Here is a 17,263-nt window from a genome sequence, read left to right as displayed (position 1 = left end):
CCGAACCGCGGCCGTGACCTCATTGCTCATGCTTGTCCCCGTTGTCGAAAGGGAGCCTTCCCGAACGGCAAGGAGCGCCCTCAGGCGCCCTTTTGATGATCGAGTTGCAGGTTCAACTGGAGAATGTTGACCACCTGCGGGCCAAGGATACCAGCTTGTGCCGCCGACTTGACCTGCTCCGTCAGCCGAACGGGATCCAGCCCCCGTTGCCCGGCGACCCTATCCACCTGGGCCAGCGCTGCATCGAGGGGCAGATGGGGATCGAGGCCGGAGGCGGAGCGGGTCAGCAGGGCGGGGACCCTGGCTTCCGGCTGCGCCCTGGCCGCCGCTGCGGCAAACTCGGCCCGTAGCGGCGAGCTCATCCCCAGGTTGCTTCCGCCGCCACCTATGGTGGCGAAATCGCTGGCGGAGGGGCGGGAGTGGAAGTAGTCGGCCCGCTCGAATTTCTGGGCCAGCAGGGCGCTGCCGACCACCTGCTGTTTGGCGTTGGTGAGCAGGCTGCCGTTGGCCTGCCAGGGGAAGAGCAGCTGGGCCAGCCCGGTGACGGCCAGTGGATATGCCACCCCCAGCAGCAGGGTCAGGGTCAGCAGGGTTCTGATTGCTATCATGATTTTTTGCTCCAAATGCGTTGGGTGGATGCGGGTCTGCCCCGCATCCGGTAATGCCGTTACACCAGCCCCAGGCCGGTGATGACCAGGTCGATCAGCTTGATACCTATGAAGGGCACTATCAGGCCGCCGACGCCGTAGATCAGCAGGTTGCGGCGCAGCAGGCTGGCGGCCGAGCCCTGCAGGCTGACCCCGCGCAGGGCCAGCGGCACCAGCGCGACGATGATCAGGGCGTTGAAGATGATGGCCGACAGGATGGCGCTCTCGGGGCTGCCCAGCTGCATCAGGTTCAGCGCCCCCAGCTGTGGATAGGCGGCGATGAACAGGGCCGGCAGGATGGCGAAGTACTTGGCCACGTCGTTGGCGATGGAGAAGGTGGTCAGGGCGCCACGGGTCACCAGCAGCTGCTTGCCCACCAGCACCACGTCCAGCAGCTTGGTGGGGTTGGAGTCGAGATCCACCAGGTTGCCCGCCTCCTTGGCGGCCTGGGTCCCCTCGTTCATGGCCAGGCCCACGTCGGCCTGGGCCAGGGCTGGTGCGTCGTTGGCGCCGTCCCCGCACATGGCCACCAGCCGGCCGTCGGCCTGCTCCTGACGGATGTAGGCCAGTTTCTTCTCCGGCGTCGCCTCGGCGATGAAGTCGTCCACCCCGGCTTCGGCGGCGATGGCGGCGGCGGTCAGCGGGTTGTCACCGGTGATCATCACGGTGCGGATCCCCATGTGGCGCAGGATCTGGAAGCGGGCCTTGATACCCGGCTTGATGATGTCCTTGAGGAACACCACCCCCAGCAGCTTCTCATGGGTACAGACCAGCAGCGGGGTACCCCCCTGGCGGGCGATGTTGTCCACCGATTTGAGGATGAGCTCGGGCACCGCCTTGCGATCGAGGGAGAGGTAGTGCAGCACGGCGTCCACCGCCCCCTTGCGATAGTGATGGCCATTGCGATCCAGCCCGCTCAGCCGGGTCTCGGCGCTGAAAGGGATGATGATGTCGCTCTCCAGCTGGCTCGGTCTGGTGTGGCTCTTGCTCGCCAGGGTCAGGATGGATTTGCCCTCCGGGGTATTGTCACCGAGCGAGGCCAGCATGGCGGCCTGGGCCAGCAGGGAGGGATCCACGCCGGGGGCCGGGATCAGCTCGTCCGCCATCCGGTTGCCGAAGGTGATGGTGCCGGTCTTGTCCAGCAGCAGGGTACGCACGTCGCCGGCGGCTTCCACCGCGCGGCCCGACTTGGCGATCACGTTGAGCTTCACCAGCCGGTCCATGCCGGCGATACCGATGGCGGAGAGCAGACCGCCGATGGTGGTCGGGATCAGGGTGATGAACAGCGCCAGCAGATAGAGCCGGGGCACCTGGGTGCCGTTGTAGTCGAGGAACCAGGGCAGGGTGGCCACCACCAGCAGGAAGATCAGGGTCAGCCCCACCAGCAGGGCGTCCAGCGCCATCTCGTTGGGGGTCTTCTGCCGCTTGGCCCCTTCCACCAGGGCAATCATGCGATCCAGGGTACTTTCGCCCGGGTTGTTGGTGATACGCACCCAGATCTGGTCGGAAACGACAGTGGTGTTGCCGGTCACGCCGCTGCGGTCGGTGCCGGACTCGCGGATGACGGGGGCGGATTCGCCGGTGATGGCCGCCTCGTTAACCGAGGCGATGCCGGCGACCACTTCGCCGTCGGCGGGGATCATTTCGCCGCTGCGCACCAGCACCAGATCGCCCTTGAGCAGGCTGGTGGCCGGTACCCACTCGCCCTTGTCATCCTGCGGGCTGGTGACCCGGCGTGCCTTGAGTTGGCTCATGCCGGCCTTCAGGCTGTCGGCCCGTGCCTTGCCGCGCCCCTCGGCCAGGGTCTCGGCGAAGTTGGCAAACCAGAGGGTGAGCCAGAGCCAGGCGGTCAGCTGCCAGGCCAGCGAAGGGGCGACGCCGGAGAGCGGCTGCCCCAGCAGCGACTCCAGGGTCGCCATCACGGCCGCCAGCCAGAGGGTGAACAGGATGGGGCTGCCAAACAGCGCCCTGGGGTTGAAGCGATAGAGGGCTTCCACCATGGCCTGCAGGATCTGTGATTTCTGTTTCTTGCCCTTCACCTGAATGGTGTCGGTGCTCATTGAAGCGGATTTGCTCATTGGAAAGCTCCCTGCATCGAATAGTTGGTCACGCAGATCAGTCGGAGGTGCAGCATCAGAAGGCTCCTCCCAGCAGGCTCAGGTGTTCCGCCACCGGGCCCAGCGCCAGCACCGGCAGGAAGGAGAGACCCCCCATCAGCAGCACGGTGACGATCAGCAGAGTGATGAAGAGCGGGCCGCTGACGGGGAAGTCCCCTTCGCTCGTCTCCTGACGCGGGGCGCGGGCCAACTGGCCGGCGATGGCCAGCACCGGAATGATGTAGCCGAAGCGGCCGAGCAGCATGGCCAGCCCGATGGCGATGCACTGCCAGCTGTCGGCGGCGGCAAAGCCGGCGAAGGCGGAGCCGTTGTTGCCGGCGGCCGAGGCGTAGGCATAGATCAGCCGTGACAGGCCGTGTGGGCCATCGTGTCCGATGACGGTGGCGGAGTCCGGCATCAGCAGGGTAATGCCGCCGATCACCAATACCCCGACCGGCATCACCAGCATGCTGGCGACCACCCACTTCATCTCGGTGATGCCGAGCCGTTTGCCCAGATAGGTGGGGGTGCGCCCCACCATCAGGCCGCACAGGAACACGGTCAGCAGCACGAACAGCATCATGCCGTAGATGCCGGCACCGACGCCGCCGAACACCACTTCACCCAGCAGCATGTTGATCATGCCGACCATGCCGCCGAGGGGGGTGAAGCTGTCGTGCATGGCGTTGACCGAGCCGTTGGAGGCGGCGGTGGTGGCCACTTCCCAGATGCTGGACAGCACGGGGCCGAAGCGACTCTCCTTGCCTTCCCAGTTGCCGGCTTCGCTGGTGAGGTGTGCGAGGGCGGGATCCGGCTTCAGCTCCTGGCCGATGGCGAGGCAGAGCCCCAGCACCAGCATGATGGTCATGGCGATGAGGATGGCGCGGCTGTGGGCCAGATCCTTCACGTAACGACCCAGGGTACAGACCATGGCGGCGGCCAGGGTCAGCAGGGCGACCATCTCCAGCCAGTTGGAGAGGGCTGTGGGGTTCTCGAACGGATGGGCTGAGTTGATGCCGAAGAAGCCGCCGCCGTTGGAGCCGAGCTGCTTGATGGCGATCTGGGAGGCGGCCGGGCCGAGCGGCAGCAGCTGCTCCTGGCCTTCCAGAGCGTGGAACGGCAGGTAGGCCGACAGGCTCTGGGGCACCCCCTGCCAGACCAGCAGCAGCGCCAGGATCAGCGCCATCGGCAGCAGCACGTAGAGGCAGAAACGCACCAGATCCTGCCAGAAGTTGCCGAGGTGGGTGGTCTGCTGGCGGGCGATGCCGCGAAACAGGGCGATGGCGACGGCGGCGCCGGTGGCGGCGGAGACGAAGTTCTGGGTGGTGAGCCCCACCATCTGGCTGAAGTAGGAGAGGCTGGCTTCGCCGGAGTAGGCCTGCCAGTTGGTGTTGGTCATGAAGCTGACCGCGGTGTTGAAGGCGAGTTGCCAGTTCAGCCCGGGCAGTTGCTGCGGGTTGAGGGGCAGCAGCCCCTGCGCCATCAGGATCAGGAACAGCAGGCCGAAACCGGCGCCGTTGAAAGCCAGCAGGCTGAGGGCGTAGGACTTCCAGTCCTGCTCGCGCCCGTCCGTGCCGCAGCAGGCCAGGGTGGCGCGCTCAAACGGGGCCAGCCAGCGACTCTTGCCTTCAAACACCCGATACAGGTAGTTGCCAAGCAGAGGCGCCGGCAGCAGCACCAGCAGCACGAACGCGACGGGATAGATGATCTCTTGCCACATATCCGGTTCCTCACTCATGAGTGCGCGCGAGGGCGCGCAGCAGATAGCCCGCGAGGGCGAGGACCAGCAGCAGATATAGCCAATTCATAACGACTCCGTTGAGGTAATTAGCGTCAGGGATCGATGCATATCCGTGTCGATCCCATGGGTCTCATTGACGCTCAAAGGGTATGTAAAACGGGCGTAAAGGCGCCATAAAGCCCAATTTGGCTGGCGTAAAATCGGCGTAAAGAAGGCAGGTTTTGTTGGCTGGTGGACAGGCAAGGCACAAAAAACCCAGCCTGAGCCGGGTTTTGGTAGCAAGTGGTGGAAGCTGACCCGATGGTGATGAGGTCAGCTTCAACCCCGCTTATCGCATGGTCACAAACTCTTCCGCGCTGGTCGGATGGATGGCAACGCAGTTGTCGAAGTCCGCCTTGGTGGCACCCATCTTCATGGCGACGCCGAAGCCTTGCAGGATCTCGTCCATGGCGAAGCCGATGCCGTGCAGGCCGACCACCTTCTCTTCCGGCCCGACGCAGACCAGTTTCATCCGGGTGGGCTGGCGATGCTGGGTCAGGGCCGAATACATGGCGGTGAACTGGCTGCGGTAGACCTTCACCTGATCTTCACCGTATTCGGCGACGGCTTCCGGCTCGGTCAGGCCGATGGTGCCGATGGGCGGGTGGCTGAACACCACGGTCGGCACCAGATCGTAGTTGAGGTGCTCGCCCGGCTTGTTGTTGAACAGCCGCTCCGAGAGGCGGCGGCCTGCCGCGACAGCCACCGGGGTGAGCTGGATGCGGCCGGTGTTGTCACCGACGGCATAAAGGTTGGCGACGTCGGTGCTCTGGAACTTGTCGGTGGGGATGAAGCCCTTCTCGTCCAGGGTGATGCCGGTGGCAGCCAGATTGAGGTTGTCGGTGGCGGGCACGCGACCGATGGCCCAGATGAGGCAGTCCACGGTGAGGTGGCGACCATCTTCCAGTTGCAGGGTCAGGCTGTCGTCGGCGTTCTTGATGACGGCCTTGGGAATGGCGTGGGTGTGCAGCTTGGGCCCTTCCTGCGCCATGATCTCCACCAGGGTCTCGTGGATCATGGGGTCGAAGTTGCGCAGCGGCGCATGTTTGCGCACCACCAGATGGGTCTCGGAGCCAAGTGCCTGCATCACGCCAGCGATCTCCACGGCGATATAGCCGGCACCCACCACGGCAACCCGTTTGGGCTGGCTTTGCAGGTCGAAGAAACCGTCGGAGTCGATACCCAGTTCGGCGCCCGGAATGGTCGGGACCTCGGGGCGGCCGCCGGTGGCAATCAGGATGTGATCGGCGCTGTAGTGCTCGCCGTTCACCTCGACGGTATGGCTGTCGACGAAGCGGGCGAAGCCCTTGATGACAGTGATCTGGTTCTTGCCCAGCACGTTCTGGTAGGACTGGTGAATGCGCCCGATATAGGCCTGACGGGATTCGACCAGCTTGGCCCAGCTGAAGTGGTTGAGCGTGGTGTCGAAGCCGTAGTCGGCGCCATATTTCAGGGCATCGGCGATCTGGCCTGCATACCACATGGCCTTCTTCGGTACGCAGCCGACGTTGACGCAGGTGCCACCCAGCTCTTTGGCTTCGATCAGGGCGACTTTCTTGCCGTACATGGCTGCCCGGTTGGCCGAGGCGATGCCGCCGCTGCCGCCACCGATGGCGATGTAGTCAAAATGCTGTGCCATTGCGAGGTTCTCCGCTCGTTAAGAATGCAGTCACAGCATGATGGGGACAAAGCGGCCGGCCCACAAGAGCCGGTGCTCAGTTCTGCTGGATGGGCAGACGAATGTGGAACTGGGCGCCCTGGCCCGGTTCGCTGGCGCAGTGGATGCGGCCGCGCAGCAGCTGGACCACCAGGTTGTAGATGATATGGGTGCCGAGCCCGCTGCCACCCTGGCCCCGCTTGGAGGTGACGAAAGGATCGAAGATGCGCGGCAATATCTCCGGGGGGATGCCGCGGCCGTTGTCACTGTAGTCGATGACCAGCTCGTCTCCCTGCTGCGCCACCTGTATGGTGATCTTTCTGGGCCTGTCCCAGCCATCGAAACCGTGATGGATGGAGTTGAGGATCAGGTTGGAATAGATCTGGGTGAAGCTGCCCGGGAAGGAGTAGATGCTCAGCTTGGGATCGCACTGGATGTCCACCTCGCACTGGGCCTTCTTGAGCTTGTAGCCGAGGGAGACCACCACCTGATGCAGGTTGTCGGCGAGGCTGAAGTTGTAGCGGGCCTCGGAGGACTGATCGACCGCTACCTGCTTGAAGCTGGCGATGAGCTCTGAGGCGCGTCTCAGGTTGCCTTGCAGCAGTTGCATCGACTCGTCGAGATTCTGGGTGAATTCGTTGAGGTAGGTGCGGGAGAGCTGCTTGGCCTCGATATGCTGCTTGAAGTCGGCCACCCGCTCCTGCAGGTAGGAGGAGGCGGTGACGCTGATGCCGATGGGGGTGTTGATCTCGTGGGCCACGCCGGCAACAAGGGAACCGAGGGAGGCCATCTTTTCCGACTCCACCAGGGTCTGCTGGGCCTGTTTGAGATCGTCATAGGCCTTGCCCAGCTGGTCGTTGGCATCGCTCAGGCTGCGGGTGCGTTCCGCCACCTTGCCTTCCAGCTGCTCGTTGAACAGGGTGATCTCCCGCTCCACCTTCTTGAGGGGGGTGATGTCATAGCCAAAGCCAATCAGGTACTTGAGGTTGGGCCCCTCGTAGAAGGGAGCGAAGGTCCACTGCAGTACCAGCTCGTTGCCCTGCTGGTCGTGCATGGTGATCTCCCTGTCCTCCAGGGCGCCCTGATCGGCCAGGGTGGCGGCCAGCTCGTCACGCTGCTCCTTGCTGACGAAGAGATCCAGCCAGTTGTGCTGCAACAGCTCCTGGTGGTGATAGCCGGTGAGCAGGATGGCTGCCGGGTTGATGCTGGCGATGTTGAGATCCGGCTCCATGCAGCAGATGACCATGTTGGCGGAGTTGATCAGGGTGGCGGAGAAGTCCCGCTCCTGCTGGAGCTGATCGGCGGCCTGATGGCGGGCCGTGAACTCGTCGTTCAGCCGGGTGCGCATCTGGTTGAGGGTGGCGGCCAGGGTATCGAATTCGTCAGGGGACTTGCGGGGCAGGGGGCGACCCTCCAGGGTCAGCTCCACCGCGAGGCGATCCAGGCTCAGTTTCTGGGCATAGCTGACGATGCGGTTGATATGACGGATCACCAGATAGTAAATGATGACCAGGATGCAGAACGAGACGACCAGGGTCTTGATGGTCTGGCTGACCAGGATCAGCACGGATTTCTCGATGAGGCGCTGGTAGACCTGCTCCAGGGAGGCGGCGACGAACAACTTGCCAACCACTTCCCCCTGGTAGCTCAGGGTGAACTCGCGGGAGATGTCGTATTGGGGCTGCTCCACCCCCTGGGTGAGCAGGGGCACTTCCGAATTGCCCAGCATCTCCTTGACCATGACGAACTGCATGTTGGGCAGGTTCATGATGCCCTCGATCTGCACCTTCACCTGCTCTTCATCCAGATTCCAGAGACTGGCCGAGATGGGTTGCAGGAAGGAGGCCTCGATCTGGCCGATGCTGGCCTCGATGACGGTCACATCCTTGTTGTAGTCCCAGGCGAGCTGAAGCACGGTGATGAGCAGTGCCAGCACCGTACTGCAGATCAGAATGTAGGAAAGCAGACGATAAGAGAGTCCGTTAAGGCCGACGGCCTTGGAGAAGATTCCTGACATGGCGTCCTTGCGGTCTGGATTGAGTGCGGTTTAGTTTAACTGCTTCATGGACTTATGTCGTGTGTCATCCAATGGATAAAAACAAGGCCCCTTTCGGGGCCTTGTTTGTGTGGGCTGGGATCAGTGACCGCCCTTGGCTTTTGCCGGGATGGATTCGTCGAATTCCGGCAGCGGCTTGTGCTCGGATGCCAGGAAGGTGTAGATGACCGGCAGCACGAACAGGGTGAACAGGGTGCCGATGGCCAGACCCGCCACGATGACGATGCCGATGCTGAAGCGCTGTGCCGCCCCCGCACCCGAGGCATAGAGCAGCGGGATAAGGCCTGCGATCATCGCCGCCGTGGTCATCAGGATGGGGCGCAGACGGACCTTGGCAGCCTGCATCACGGCTTGCATCCGGTTCAGACCATGCAGCAGCTGCTCCTCCTTCGCCACCTCGCAGATCAGAATACCGTGCTTGGTAATCAGACCGACGAGGGTGATGAGACCGACCTGGGAGTAGATGTTCATGGTGGCCATGCCCCACGCCAGAGCGATCAGTGCGCCACTGATGGCCAGCGGCACCGACACCATGATGACCAGCGGGTCACGCACGGATTCGAACTGGATCGCCAGCACCAGGAAGATGATGGCCAGGGCCAGGGCGAAGGTGGCGTAGAGCGCATTCCCTTCGGTCACGAACTGGCGGGCTTCCCCCATGAAGTCGTAACGATAGCCTTGGGGCAGCTTCTCTTCCGCGGTCGCCTTGAACCAGTTGATCGCATCCCCCATGGCCACGCCAGGTGCCGGCACGGCGCCGATGGTGGCGGAGTTCAGCTGGTTGAAGTGGGGCAGGGCACGGGGCTCTCCCTTCACTTCAATCTTGATCAGGCTGCCCAGCGGGATCGACTTGCCGTCGGCGGCACGCACGTAGTAGCCCTTGATGGACTCGGGGTTGAGACGGAACTTGCGCTCCACCTGCGGGATCACCTCGTAGGAGCGGCCATCCAGGTCGATACGGTTGACGTAACCGTCCGCCATCATGGTGCCCATGGTGATGCCGATGTCCTGCATGGTGATGCCGTAGGCACCCGCCTTGTCCTTGTCGATGCTGATCTTCATGGTGGCCGAGTCGTAGTTCAGATCGAGATCCGAATAGACGAACTGGCCGTTGGCCTGGGTTGCCGCCAGCATCTCACCCGCGATCAGGAACAGGCTCTCGAAGCTGTTCGGGGTGGTGATGACGAACTGGATGGGCAGACCGCTCGAGGCCCCCGGCAGTTCCGGGAACTGGAAGGTGGTGATGGCCATCCCGGGGATGTCCTTCACCAGACCGGCAACCCGATCCAGCACCTCTTTCTGGCTCGCTTCACGCTGGCTCCAGGGCACCATGGAGGCGATACCGAACGCCTGATTGGAGTTGAACACCCCTGAGAAGACCTGGGAGTAAGCGATCTCCGGCTGGTCGTCCAGGACTTTGTTCACATCCGCCATGGTGTTTTCGATGTAGTCCAGGTTGGCGTTGGAAGGAGCCGTCCCCAGCACCGCCATGACGCCTTTGTCCTCGGACGGGGCCAGCTCGCTCGGAATGAACTTGAACAGCAGCGGCAGGCTGGCGAACACGATGACGGCAAACAGGATGACCACGATGCGCTTTTGCATCACGGCATGGAGCATGGCGTCGTAGCGGGCCGTCAGGCGGTCCAGCAGATCGTGCACGGTACGCTCGAACTTGCCTGGCTCCTCGTTGGCCCTGAGCATCTTGGCGCACATCATGGGCGACAGGGTCAGGGCGATGATGCCCGAGACGAACACGGCGCCCGCCAGGGTCAGCGCGAACTCCTTGAACAGGGAGCCGGTGATGCCCCCCATCAGGGCGATGGGCGCATACACCGCCGCCAGGGTGACCGTCATGGCGATGACGGGCACGGCGATCTCCCGGGTACCTATGATGGCGGCCCGGAACGGCTCTTCCCCTTCCTTGATGTGACGGTCGACGTTCTCCAGCACCACGATGGCGTCATCCACCACCAGACCGATGGCCAGCACCATCGCCAGCAGGGTCATGAGGTTTATGGAGAAGCCGAACATGTCCATCATCATCACCACGCCGATGAGGCTCAGGGGAATGGTGATGATGGGGATGATGACCGCCCGGAACGAACCGAGGAACAGGGTGATCACCACCAGTACGATGGCGGCCGCCTCCAGTATGGTCTTGATGACCTCGTGGATGGATTCGTTGATGGCGATGGTGGAGTCATACAGGATGTTCACCTGCATGGTGCTCGGCATGTTGCGCTTCAGGCTCGGCAGCAGCTCCAGCACATCGTGGGCGATGTTGATGGGGTTGGCTGTCGGGGCTGCGTTGATGGCCAGAACCACGGCCTCGCGGCCGTTGGCGCTGGCGCGATAGATGTCGTGGCTCTTCTCCAGGGAGACCTTGGCGATGTCGGAGAGACGGATCACCTTGCTGTCGCGGGTGGCGACCACCAGACGCTTGAGCTCTTCGATGTTGCCGACCTGGGTCTCGGCGTTGCCGTTGAACAGGGTGAAATAGCCGGTGGCCTGGCCGGTGGCGGACTGATAGTTGTTGCTGTTGAGCACCGTCATCACGTCGCTTGAGGTCAGGTCAAAGGCGGCCATCTTGGCCGGATCCAGCCACACCCGCAGGGCGAATTCGACCCCGCCATACAGATCCACCTTGGAGACCCCGCCCACGGTAAACAGCTGGGGCTTGATGACCCGCTCCAGGTAGTCGGTGATCTGGCTGGAGTTGAGCTCCGGGCTGGTGAAGCCCATGTAGAGCACCGCCGTGGTGGAGCCGGTGGAGGAGGTGACCGAAGGGTCTTCCGCCTCTTTGGGCAACTGGGAACGCACCGAGTTGACCTTGGCCAGGATGTCGGACAGCGCGGCGTTCGGATCGGTGTTGAGCTTCATGTACGCCGTCACCGTGGAACTGCCCAGCTGGCTCGAGGAGGTCATGAAGTCGATGTTGTCGGCCTGGGCGACCGCCTGCTCCAGGGGCTGGGTGATGAAGCCTTGGATCAGATCCGCACTGGCGCCATAGTAGCTGGTGTTGACCGTGATGACGGTATTGATCACCTCGGGGTATTCACGCACCTGCATCTTGAAGATGGCCTGGAAGCCCAGCAGGGCTATCAGGAAGCTGAGCGAGATCGCCAGCACAGGCCGTTTTATGAATATGTCAGTAAATCGCATCGCAGCTCTCCGCGCTTACAGCATCGGGGTTTGTGCCGGAACGGCAAGGGCATCGTTCTCGACCACGTGCACCTTGGTATCGTTGCTCAGGCGAACCTGACCCGACAGCACGATTTGATCGCCAGCCTTGATGCCGGACAGCACATGGACATCGTTGCCGCGACGCTCACCTGCCTTGACCACCACCTGCTTGGCGCGTTTCACGCCGTCAGCCTCGTGAATGACGTAGACGTTCTCGCCATAGAGGGTGAAGGAGATGGCGGACTGCGGGATCACTATCTGGTCTTTCACCGTGGGCAGTATGATGCTGGCGCGGGCGAACATGCCGGAACGGAGCTGGCCGTCGTTGTTCGGAATGTCTGCCTGCACCTGGATCAGGCCGCTCTGATAGTTGACCGCGGGCTCGATGGCTGTGATTTGGCCGTCAAACTGGGTCTGGGGATAGGCATCCACGTTGATCTTGATGGTTTGTCCCAAGGTGATTTTGGAGATGTCGGTCTGGGGCACGGTGAAGCGCAGGCGCATCACGCTGGTGTCTTCCAGGCGCACGATCTCGGTACCGGGCTCCAGATACTGGCCGAGGAAGACGTTGCGCAGGCCCACGGCGCCGCTGAAGGGGGCACGCACCTCACGACGGGCGATGGTGGCCTTCAGACTGTCTATGTCCGCCTCGAGGGAGCGGTAGCTTGCCTCGGCATCATCCAGCTGGTCCCGGGAGATGGAGTTCTTCTGATAGAGGTTCTTGTAGCGCTCGAACTTGGCCCTGGCTGCCGGCAGCCTGGCCTGGGAAGAGTTCAGATTGGCTTTTTCCACACTGGAGTCCAGGCTCAGCAGCAGTTGATCCGCTTTGACATGTGCCCCGGATTCGAACCGGATGCTGTCGATGGTGCCTGACAGCTCGCTGGAGAGGGTGACCCCCTGGTTCGGCTCGATGAAGCCGATGGCTTCAATGGTGGGGACCCAGTCCTGCGCCTTGGTGACCATGGCGGTGACCGGGAACTCGGGCTCGGGCCGATTGGCCATGAACTCTGCAATCTTCTTCTGCTTGAACATATTGAAGCCGATGACACTGCCAAACAGGGCGAGTGCTATCAGCAACATGATGGCCATCCACTTTTTCATGAACAGGCTCCTGTGATGGAAACATTAGGGTTTAAAATGGCATTCCAGCTGGCCCGGATGACCGTCTCCAGCTGTTCCTGCGTCAATTCGAAATCGTGAACCCGGCGCTGCTGTGCCAGGTTGGCCACGCAATCCAGACTCAATGCTTGCAACACCAGAATGGGGAGATCGATGAAGAGTCCCTGTTGGCGTCCTTGCTCAAAGAAGCGCTCAAGTGGCGCCCACGTCGCCATTATGACCGGATCCCGCTCCAATTCAGCCCCCAATGGAGAACTTTCGTACTGCAATTTGCACTTGAGTGCATTGGGGTAGCTGGTGAAGATGGCATCGATATTGAGCCAGAGGCGTCGATACTGCTTATAGGACACCTCTTCTATCTGCACACCTTCCATGACCAGGGGATGACACTTGAGGATAGTGTGCTGATAGAGCTGGCGGATCAGGTCATCCTTGTCGCTGAAATAGCGATAGATGGTGCCTGCCGCCACCTTGGCTTTCTTGGCGACCACGGCAATGGAAAGGCCGTAGAAGCCCTGCTCGCCGAGGATCTCGTGAGCTGCTTTGAAAATGCGTTCTTTCTTATCCATGGTTATCAGAGGTCAACGACTGAATGAACGTTCATTCATTCTAGGTGGGTGCAAAGGCAAGTCAAGCATTGCCCATCATCTCTGACCCTATGGGGTGAGGGATTCAAAAAGTAGTGGGGAATTGCTGGATCCAGCCTGAACAAAACAAAAATAGTTGAAAAGGGTCGAAAGTGATTGAAAAACAGGCACTTGATTCTTTGTGTCAAAAAAAGAGTAGACAAGGTCGGCATCATCATCAATAATGCGCCCCGTTCGACAGCGTAGCGCCCGTAGCTCAGCTGGATAGAGCGCTGCCCTCCGGAGGCAGAGGTCACAGGTTCGAATCCTGTCGGGCGCACCATCAAAAGTGCGCCGGTTAAACGGGCGTGTTGAAGAACGAAAACAGCTGTGGTGGCTGTAGCTCAGTTGGTAGAGTCCCGGATTGTGATTCCGGTTGTCGTGGGTTCGAGCCCCATCAGCCACCCCATTTTACAGCTTGTCAGGTACGCGAAGGTGGCGGAATTGGTAGACGCGCTAGCTTCAGGTGTTAGTGCCCCCCGGGTGTGAGGGTTCGAGTCCCTCTCTTCGCACCATACTTGCTGTATGACGAGGATGGCCAGATGGTCATCTTTGTGTTTTTGGAATACCCCCTCGGTGATTAGCGCAGCCCGGTAGCGCATCTGGTTTGGGACCAGAGGGTCAAAGGTTCGAATCCTTTATCACCGACCACATTTGAAAACCCCGCTCAGGCGGGGTTTTTGCTTTTTGGCGTTTCTCTTTCGCTTTTTCCTGTCACGTCTTTTTACACTTCTTCAGGCGCCTGTTCGCCACGAGTTCGCTATGCTGGGGCCCGGAGCCGCGAGACAGGGGACGCTCGGGCACGGACCAGATACAAGGCCTATGCATCACCATATCACTTCTCTTCAACTCTCCGTGCTGGCCATGGCCGCACTGCTGCTGGGTGGTTGCGCCCTGCAGCCGAAACCGGAAGATCTTCTGATGGGCGCCGCCCCCAAGCCAAAGGCCGAACTCGAGGCCACCTTGGTAACCAGTGGTGGCTTCTGCGTGACCCTGAGCGAGCAGGGCCGTCTGCTGACCCAGCCCTGCGATCAGCAACCGAACCAGTCATTCAGCTGGGATGTCGGTGCCCTGCAACTGGCCGGGGATTGCCTGGTCGCCAGAGGGGAAGATGGTCTGGGGATGGAGGCGTGCCGGGAGGAGAGCCATCAATGGCAGTGGCAGGGGGATCGGCTGTTCAATCGGCAGGTGTCGTTGTGCCTGGATGTGGCGGGTCGCCGTCACAAGCCGGCCGTCCCCCTGCGCCTCGCCGAATGCTATGGCGGCGCCAACCAGAGCTTTGAGTGGACGCCCTCCGGCACGCTGTTGAACCGTCTGATGCACCCGGCTCTGGTGTGGTGACAAGAGAGCGAGAAGAAAAAAGGGTGGCCACATGGGCCACCCTTTTTCGATCCGCGATGGGGATGCCTTATCAGCGGGTCTGGGAGGCGAACAGTTTCTCCAGATAGACGGCAACGCCATCTTCATCGGAAGTGAGGGTCTGTTCGTGCTCTGGCAGGGCCAGTTTGAGGCGATCATGGGCGTTGCCCATGACCACGCCACGGCCCACCATGCTCAGCATCTCGAAGTCGTTCATGCCATCGCCGAAGGCCACGGCCTGTGACATCTCCAGGCCGTGCTGCTCCAGCACGGCGCGCACGGCATTACCCTTGTGCACACCGGCATGCATCACCTCGAGGCAGTCAGGCAGGGAGAAGGTGACGTTGAGTCGATCACCATATTGCTGGTTGAGGTGCGCCTCTATCTTCAGCAGCTTGTCGTGGTCGCCGATGTAGAACACCTTGTTGACCCTGTCCATCGGGTGGCTGGCGAGATCCGCCAGACGGTAGCTGAAGCCGGAGTCGTGATGGAACTTCAGCAACCAGGGCAGCTCCTCTTCCACCAGCCACTCGTCGCCGTAGTAGACGTTGATGTGGATGGACGGGTCGCGTTCCATGGCGATCAGCTCGGCCGCCACCGTGCTCGGTAGCGCCTGGTTGTAGACCAGTTGATCCTGCTTGTCGTGTACCACGGCGCCATTGGAGGTGATGAGATAGATGTCGAGCCCGAGCGTGTCGCGGATGCTGCGCACATCCACATGGTGACGGCCGGTGGCGACCACGAACTTGACGCCCTGGTCGACCAGGCGGTGCAGAGTATCCCGGGTGCGGGAGGAGATCTGGTGCTGCCCGTTGAGCAGGGTACCATCGAGATCGGACACAACTACCTTGAACATCATTACCTCGACTTCAATTGAACGCCGGGGGAGTGTACCCCAACGTCTGCCGTCACCCCATTTATTTAGGGATCCAAAAAATAACCAGCCCCTTCTGGTCGCGTCAGTAGCGCGCGAAGAAGGCCAGGGTTGCATTGAGCGCGGCGTGGCGCTGGGGATCCGCCTCGATGAAGAGCTCGTGCCAGGCCCCTTCGATGCGCAGCGGCTTGCTCCCTTCACATTGGGCCTTGGCGCAGAAGGCCTCCTGGGCGGCGTTGTCCACCACGCTGTCCTCGCCGGCCTGCAGCAGCAACAGCGGCGTCTTGATGGCGCCGGAGTCGGCTACGGCCGTGTCCGATCCTGTGATGGCCTGATGGATCCAGTGGGCGGTGGCGCCCCCCAGCCTGACCTGGGGATGCTGTTCGTAGATCTGGCGGAAGGCCTGATAACGCGCCGTGCTGTGGGTCAGCTCGTTGTCGGCAAAGCCGTGATCCTCATAGGGTCCCTGACCCGGGCCGTAGGGGGGCTCGCCCACCCAGCCGCCGACCGTGCCGATGGTGGCCGCCAACCCCTTGGCCAGCCACTTGGGCAGGCCGCCGAGGTTGATGCCCATCATGGGGGAGGAGAGCACCGCCGCCTGGATGTCGTTCGGCCAGCGTTCCAGATAGCGGGCCGAGATGGCCCCCCCCATGGAGTGGGCCAGCAGGAACAGCTTGGCAGGCTTGTCCGGTACAATCACTTCGTCATGAAACTGTTTGAGATCGGCGACATAGTCGTCGAACTGGTCGACATACCCCTTCTCTTTGTCGGCCAGCATGCGGTCTGACATTCCCTGGCCGCGATGATCGATGAGGTAGAGGCTGTAACCCTGGCGCCAGAGATCCCAGGCCAGCTCCTGATACTTGAGGTAGCTCTCGACCCGGCCGTTGACGATGAGGATGGCGCGATCGATCTTGGGTTGGCGCAGGGCGGCATAGCGGAGGGTGACCCCGTCCTTGCCCTTGAACTCCCCCTCGACGGCATGCTGGCGCCAGAAGTCGGGCAGGGTCTGCTGATAGAGGGCGGGGACGTCGGCTTCAGTGGTCAGCTGGTAAGGATTGCTCACGGCAAGGGCTCCGGCAGAAAACAGGGTCAGGGCCAGCAGGGGCAGGTGGTTAAGCTTCATCAGTGTACTCTTCCGAAGGATCATCCGATTGATGGGCGGCCCAGCCCTTGCGGGTCAGCTGCATCTGCTGCCACCAGCGTTCGTCCGCCAGGATCTCGCCGGTCGGGCCGAGCTGGGGGTAGGGCATCTCTTTCTCCTTGCAGAGCTGGGCATAGACGGGATAGCCCCCCTCGAACAAGATGGTGTTCTGTTCTTCGGGTGTGAGTGGGCAGCCGCGCTGATAACAGCCGGCCAGTTCGCGCTGGCGCTGGGCCTCGTAAAGGATGGCGGCGGCAGCCACCGAGACGTTGAGGGACTGCACCATGCCTACCATGGGGATGACGATATGGTGATCGGCCAGGGCCAGCGCCTCTTCGCCGATGCCGTGCTTCTCCTGGCCCACCAGGATGGCGGTGGGTCTGGTGTAGTCGATGGCGCGAAAGTCCACGGAGCTGTCGGAGAGGTGGGTCGCCAGGATCTGCATGCCGGAGGCCTTGAGTTCGGTCACCGCGCTGCCGATGTCCGGGTGCAGCTTCACGTCCACCCAGTTCTGGCTGCCGCGGGCGGTGCCCTTGCGCTTGTGGATCCAGCTCTTGGGCCAGACCGCGTGCACCCGGTGGATGCCGATGGCATCGGCAGTGCGCACGATGGCGGCCAGGTTGTGAGGTTTATGAACCTCTTCCATGCAGACGGTCAGGTCGAGCTGGCGCTGGGCCAGCATGTCGGAAATGCGTTTGAAGCGTTCAGGAGTCATGTCGGTT

12 protein-coding genes and 4 tRNA genes are annotated in these 17,263 nt (G+C 61.9%); 5 read left to right on the top strand and 11 right to left on the bottom strand.

Annotated elements, in window-relative coordinates; all coding sequences use genetic code 11:
• Window positions 1-80: 80 nt before the first annotated feature.
• The 8 genes from AB5Y70_RS16170 to AB5Y70_RS16135 form a co-directional block, all read right to left on the bottom strand.
• Window positions 81-608 carry a potassium-transporting ATPase subunit C gene (locus AB5Y70_RS16170; protein ID WP_049636913.1) on the bottom strand — a complete coding sequence of 176 codons (528 nt, stop codon included), beginning with the start codon at window positions 606-608 and terminating at the stop codon, window positions 81-83.
• 59 nt (window positions 609-667) lie between these two features.
• Window positions 668-2,725 carry a potassium-transporting ATPase subunit KdpB gene (gene kdpB / locus AB5Y70_RS16165; RefSeq protein WP_049636912.1) on the bottom strand — a complete coding sequence of 686 codons (2,058 nt, stop codon included), beginning with the start codon at window positions 2,723-2,725 and terminating at the stop codon, window positions 668-670.
• Between the two features lie 55 nt (window positions 2,726-2,780).
• Window positions 2,781-4,463: a potassium-transporting ATPase subunit KdpA gene (kdpA, locus tag AB5Y70_RS16160; RefSeq protein WP_103261624.1), complete on the bottom strand. Its 1,683-nt coding sequence runs from the start codon at window positions 4,461-4,463 to the stop codon at window positions 2,781-2,783.
• A gap of 349 nt (window positions 4,464-4,812) precedes the next feature.
• Window positions 4,813-6,162 carry a glutathione-disulfide reductase gene (gorA, locus tag AB5Y70_RS16155; RefSeq protein ID WP_045522651.1) on the bottom strand — a complete coding sequence of 450 codons (1,350 nt, stop codon included), beginning with the start codon at window positions 6,160-6,162 and terminating at the stop codon, window positions 4,813-4,815.
• A 76-nt stretch (window positions 6,163-6,238) separates the two neighbouring features.
• A complete protein-coding gene (locus tag AB5Y70_RS16150; protein WP_010672308.1) occupies window positions 6,239-8,197 on the bottom strand; it encodes an ATP-binding protein in 1,959 nt (652 codons plus the stop codon).
• A gap of 120 nt (window positions 8,198-8,317) precedes the next feature.
• Window positions 8,318-11,398: a multidrug efflux RND transporter permease subunit gene (locus AB5Y70_RS16145; RefSeq protein ID WP_279977474.1), complete on the bottom strand. Its 3,081-nt coding sequence runs from the start codon at window positions 11,396-11,398 to the stop codon at window positions 8,318-8,320.
• Between the two features lie 15 nt (window positions 11,399-11,413).
• Window positions 11,414-12,520 carry an efflux RND transporter periplasmic adaptor subunit gene (locus tag AB5Y70_RS16140; RefSeq protein WP_041212081.1) on the bottom strand — a complete coding sequence of 369 codons (1,107 nt, stop codon included), beginning with the start codon at window positions 12,518-12,520 and terminating at the stop codon, window positions 11,414-11,416.
• Window positions 12,517-13,107 (bottom strand): TetR/AcrR family transcriptional regulator, encoded by a 591-nt coding sequence (locus tag AB5Y70_RS16135; RefSeq protein ID WP_279977475.1) that lies wholly within the window; start codon window positions 13,105-13,107, stop codon window positions 12,517-12,519. The genes AB5Y70_RS16140 and AB5Y70_RS16135 overlap by 4 nt, the downstream gene beginning before the upstream one ends.
• Window positions 13,108-13,370: 263 nt before the next feature.
• On the opposite strand from AB5Y70_RS16135, the gene AB5Y70_RS16130 reads away from it, so the two are divergent.
• The 5 genes from AB5Y70_RS16130 (at window position 13,371) to AB5Y70_RS16110 (ending at window position 14,505) form a co-directional block, all read left to right on the top strand.
• Window positions 13,371-13,447, top strand: a tRNA-Arg gene (locus tag AB5Y70_RS16130).
• Between the two features lie 50 nt (window positions 13,448-13,497).
• A tRNA-His gene (locus AB5Y70_RS16125) sits at window positions 13,498-13,573 on the top strand.
• A gap of 20 nt (window positions 13,574-13,593) precedes the next feature.
• A tRNA-Leu gene (locus AB5Y70_RS16120) sits at window positions 13,594-13,679 on the top strand.
• A gap of 59 nt (window positions 13,680-13,738) precedes the next feature.
• Window positions 13,739-13,815 (top strand) — tRNA-Pro (locus AB5Y70_RS16115).
• Window positions 13,816-13,986: 171 nt separating this feature from the next.
• Entirely contained in the window at window positions 13,987-14,505 is a 519-nt protein-coding gene (locus tag AB5Y70_RS16110; protein ID WP_069651594.1) for a ricin-type beta-trefoil lectin domain protein, read from the top strand.
• 70 nt (window positions 14,506-14,575) lie between these two features.
• On the opposite strand, the gene AB5Y70_RS16105 is transcribed toward AB5Y70_RS16110, so the two are convergent.
• The 3 genes from AB5Y70_RS16105 to trmH form a co-directional block, all read right to left on the bottom strand.
• Window positions 14,576-15,379 (bottom strand): Cof-type HAD-IIB family hydrolase, encoded by an 804-nt coding sequence (locus AB5Y70_RS16105; RefSeq protein WP_279977476.1) that lies wholly within the window; start codon window positions 15,377-15,379, stop codon window positions 14,576-14,578.
• 103 nt (window positions 15,380-15,482) lie between these two features.
• Entirely contained in the window at window positions 15,483-16,523 is a 1,041-nt protein-coding gene (locus AB5Y70_RS16100) for an alpha/beta fold hydrolase (protein WP_069651595.1), read from the bottom strand.
• Entirely contained in the window at window positions 16,513-17,256 is a 744-nt protein-coding gene (gene trmH / locus AB5Y70_RS16095) for a tRNA (guanosine(18)-2'-O)-methyltransferase TrmH (RefSeq protein WP_279977477.1), read from the bottom strand. The genes AB5Y70_RS16100 and trmH overlap by 11 nt, the downstream gene beginning before the upstream one ends.
• Window positions 17,257-17,263: the final 7 nt, after the last annotated feature.

It is taken from the genome of Aeromonas sp. s1(2024), assembly GCF_040908005.1.
Lineage (GTDB): Bacteria > Pseudomonadota > Gammaproteobacteria > Enterobacterales > Aeromonadaceae > Aeromonas > Aeromonas caviae.
This window is presented reverse-complemented; position numbering and strand designations above follow the sequence as displayed.

Bases quoted from the DNA above. Each gene is read 5' to 3' on its own strand.
- AB5Y70_RS16170 (WP_049636913.1), bottom strand. From the start codon at position 608: ATGATAGCAATCAGAACCCTGCTGACCCTGACCCTGCTGCTGGGGGTG.
- kdpB (WP_049636912.1), bottom strand. From the start codon at position 2,725: ATGAGCAAATCCGCTTCAATGAGCACCGACACCATTCAGGTGAAGGGC.
- kdpA (WP_103261624.1), bottom strand. From the start codon at position 4,463: ATGTGGCAAGAGATCATCTATCCCGTCGCGTTCGTGCTGCTGGTGCTG.
- gorA (WP_045522651.1), bottom strand. From the start codon at position 6,162: ATGGCACAGCATTTTGACTACATCGCCATCGGTGGCGGCAGCGGCGGC.
- AB5Y70_RS16150 (WP_010672308.1), bottom strand. From the start codon at position 8,197: ATGTCAGGAATCTTCTCCAAGGCCGTCGGCCTTAACGGACTCTCTTAT.
- AB5Y70_RS16145 (WP_279977474.1), bottom strand. From the start codon at position 11,398: ATGCGATTTACTGACATATTCATAAAACGGCCTGTGCTGGCGATCTCG.
- AB5Y70_RS16140 (WP_041212081.1), bottom strand. From the start codon at position 12,520: ATGAAAAAGTGGATGGCCATCATGTTGCTGATAGCACTCGCCCTGTTT.
- AB5Y70_RS16135 (WP_279977475.1), bottom strand. From the start codon at position 13,107: ATGGATAAGAAAGAACGCATTTTCAAAGCAGCTCACGAGATCCTCGGC.
- AB5Y70_RS16110 (WP_069651594.1), top strand. From the start codon at position 13,987: ATGCATCACCATATCACTTCTCTTCAACTCTCCGTGCTGGCCATGGCC.
- AB5Y70_RS16105 (WP_279977476.1), bottom strand. From the start codon at position 15,379: ATGTTCAAGGTAGTTGTGTCCGATCTCGATGGTACCCTGCTCAACGGG.
- AB5Y70_RS16100 (WP_069651595.1), bottom strand. From the start codon at position 16,523: ATGAAGCTTAACCACCTGCCCCTGCTGGCCCTGACCCTGTTTTCTGCC.
- trmH (WP_279977477.1), bottom strand. From the start codon at position 17,256: ATGACTCCTGAACGCTTCAAACGCATTTCCGACATGCTGGCCCAGCGC.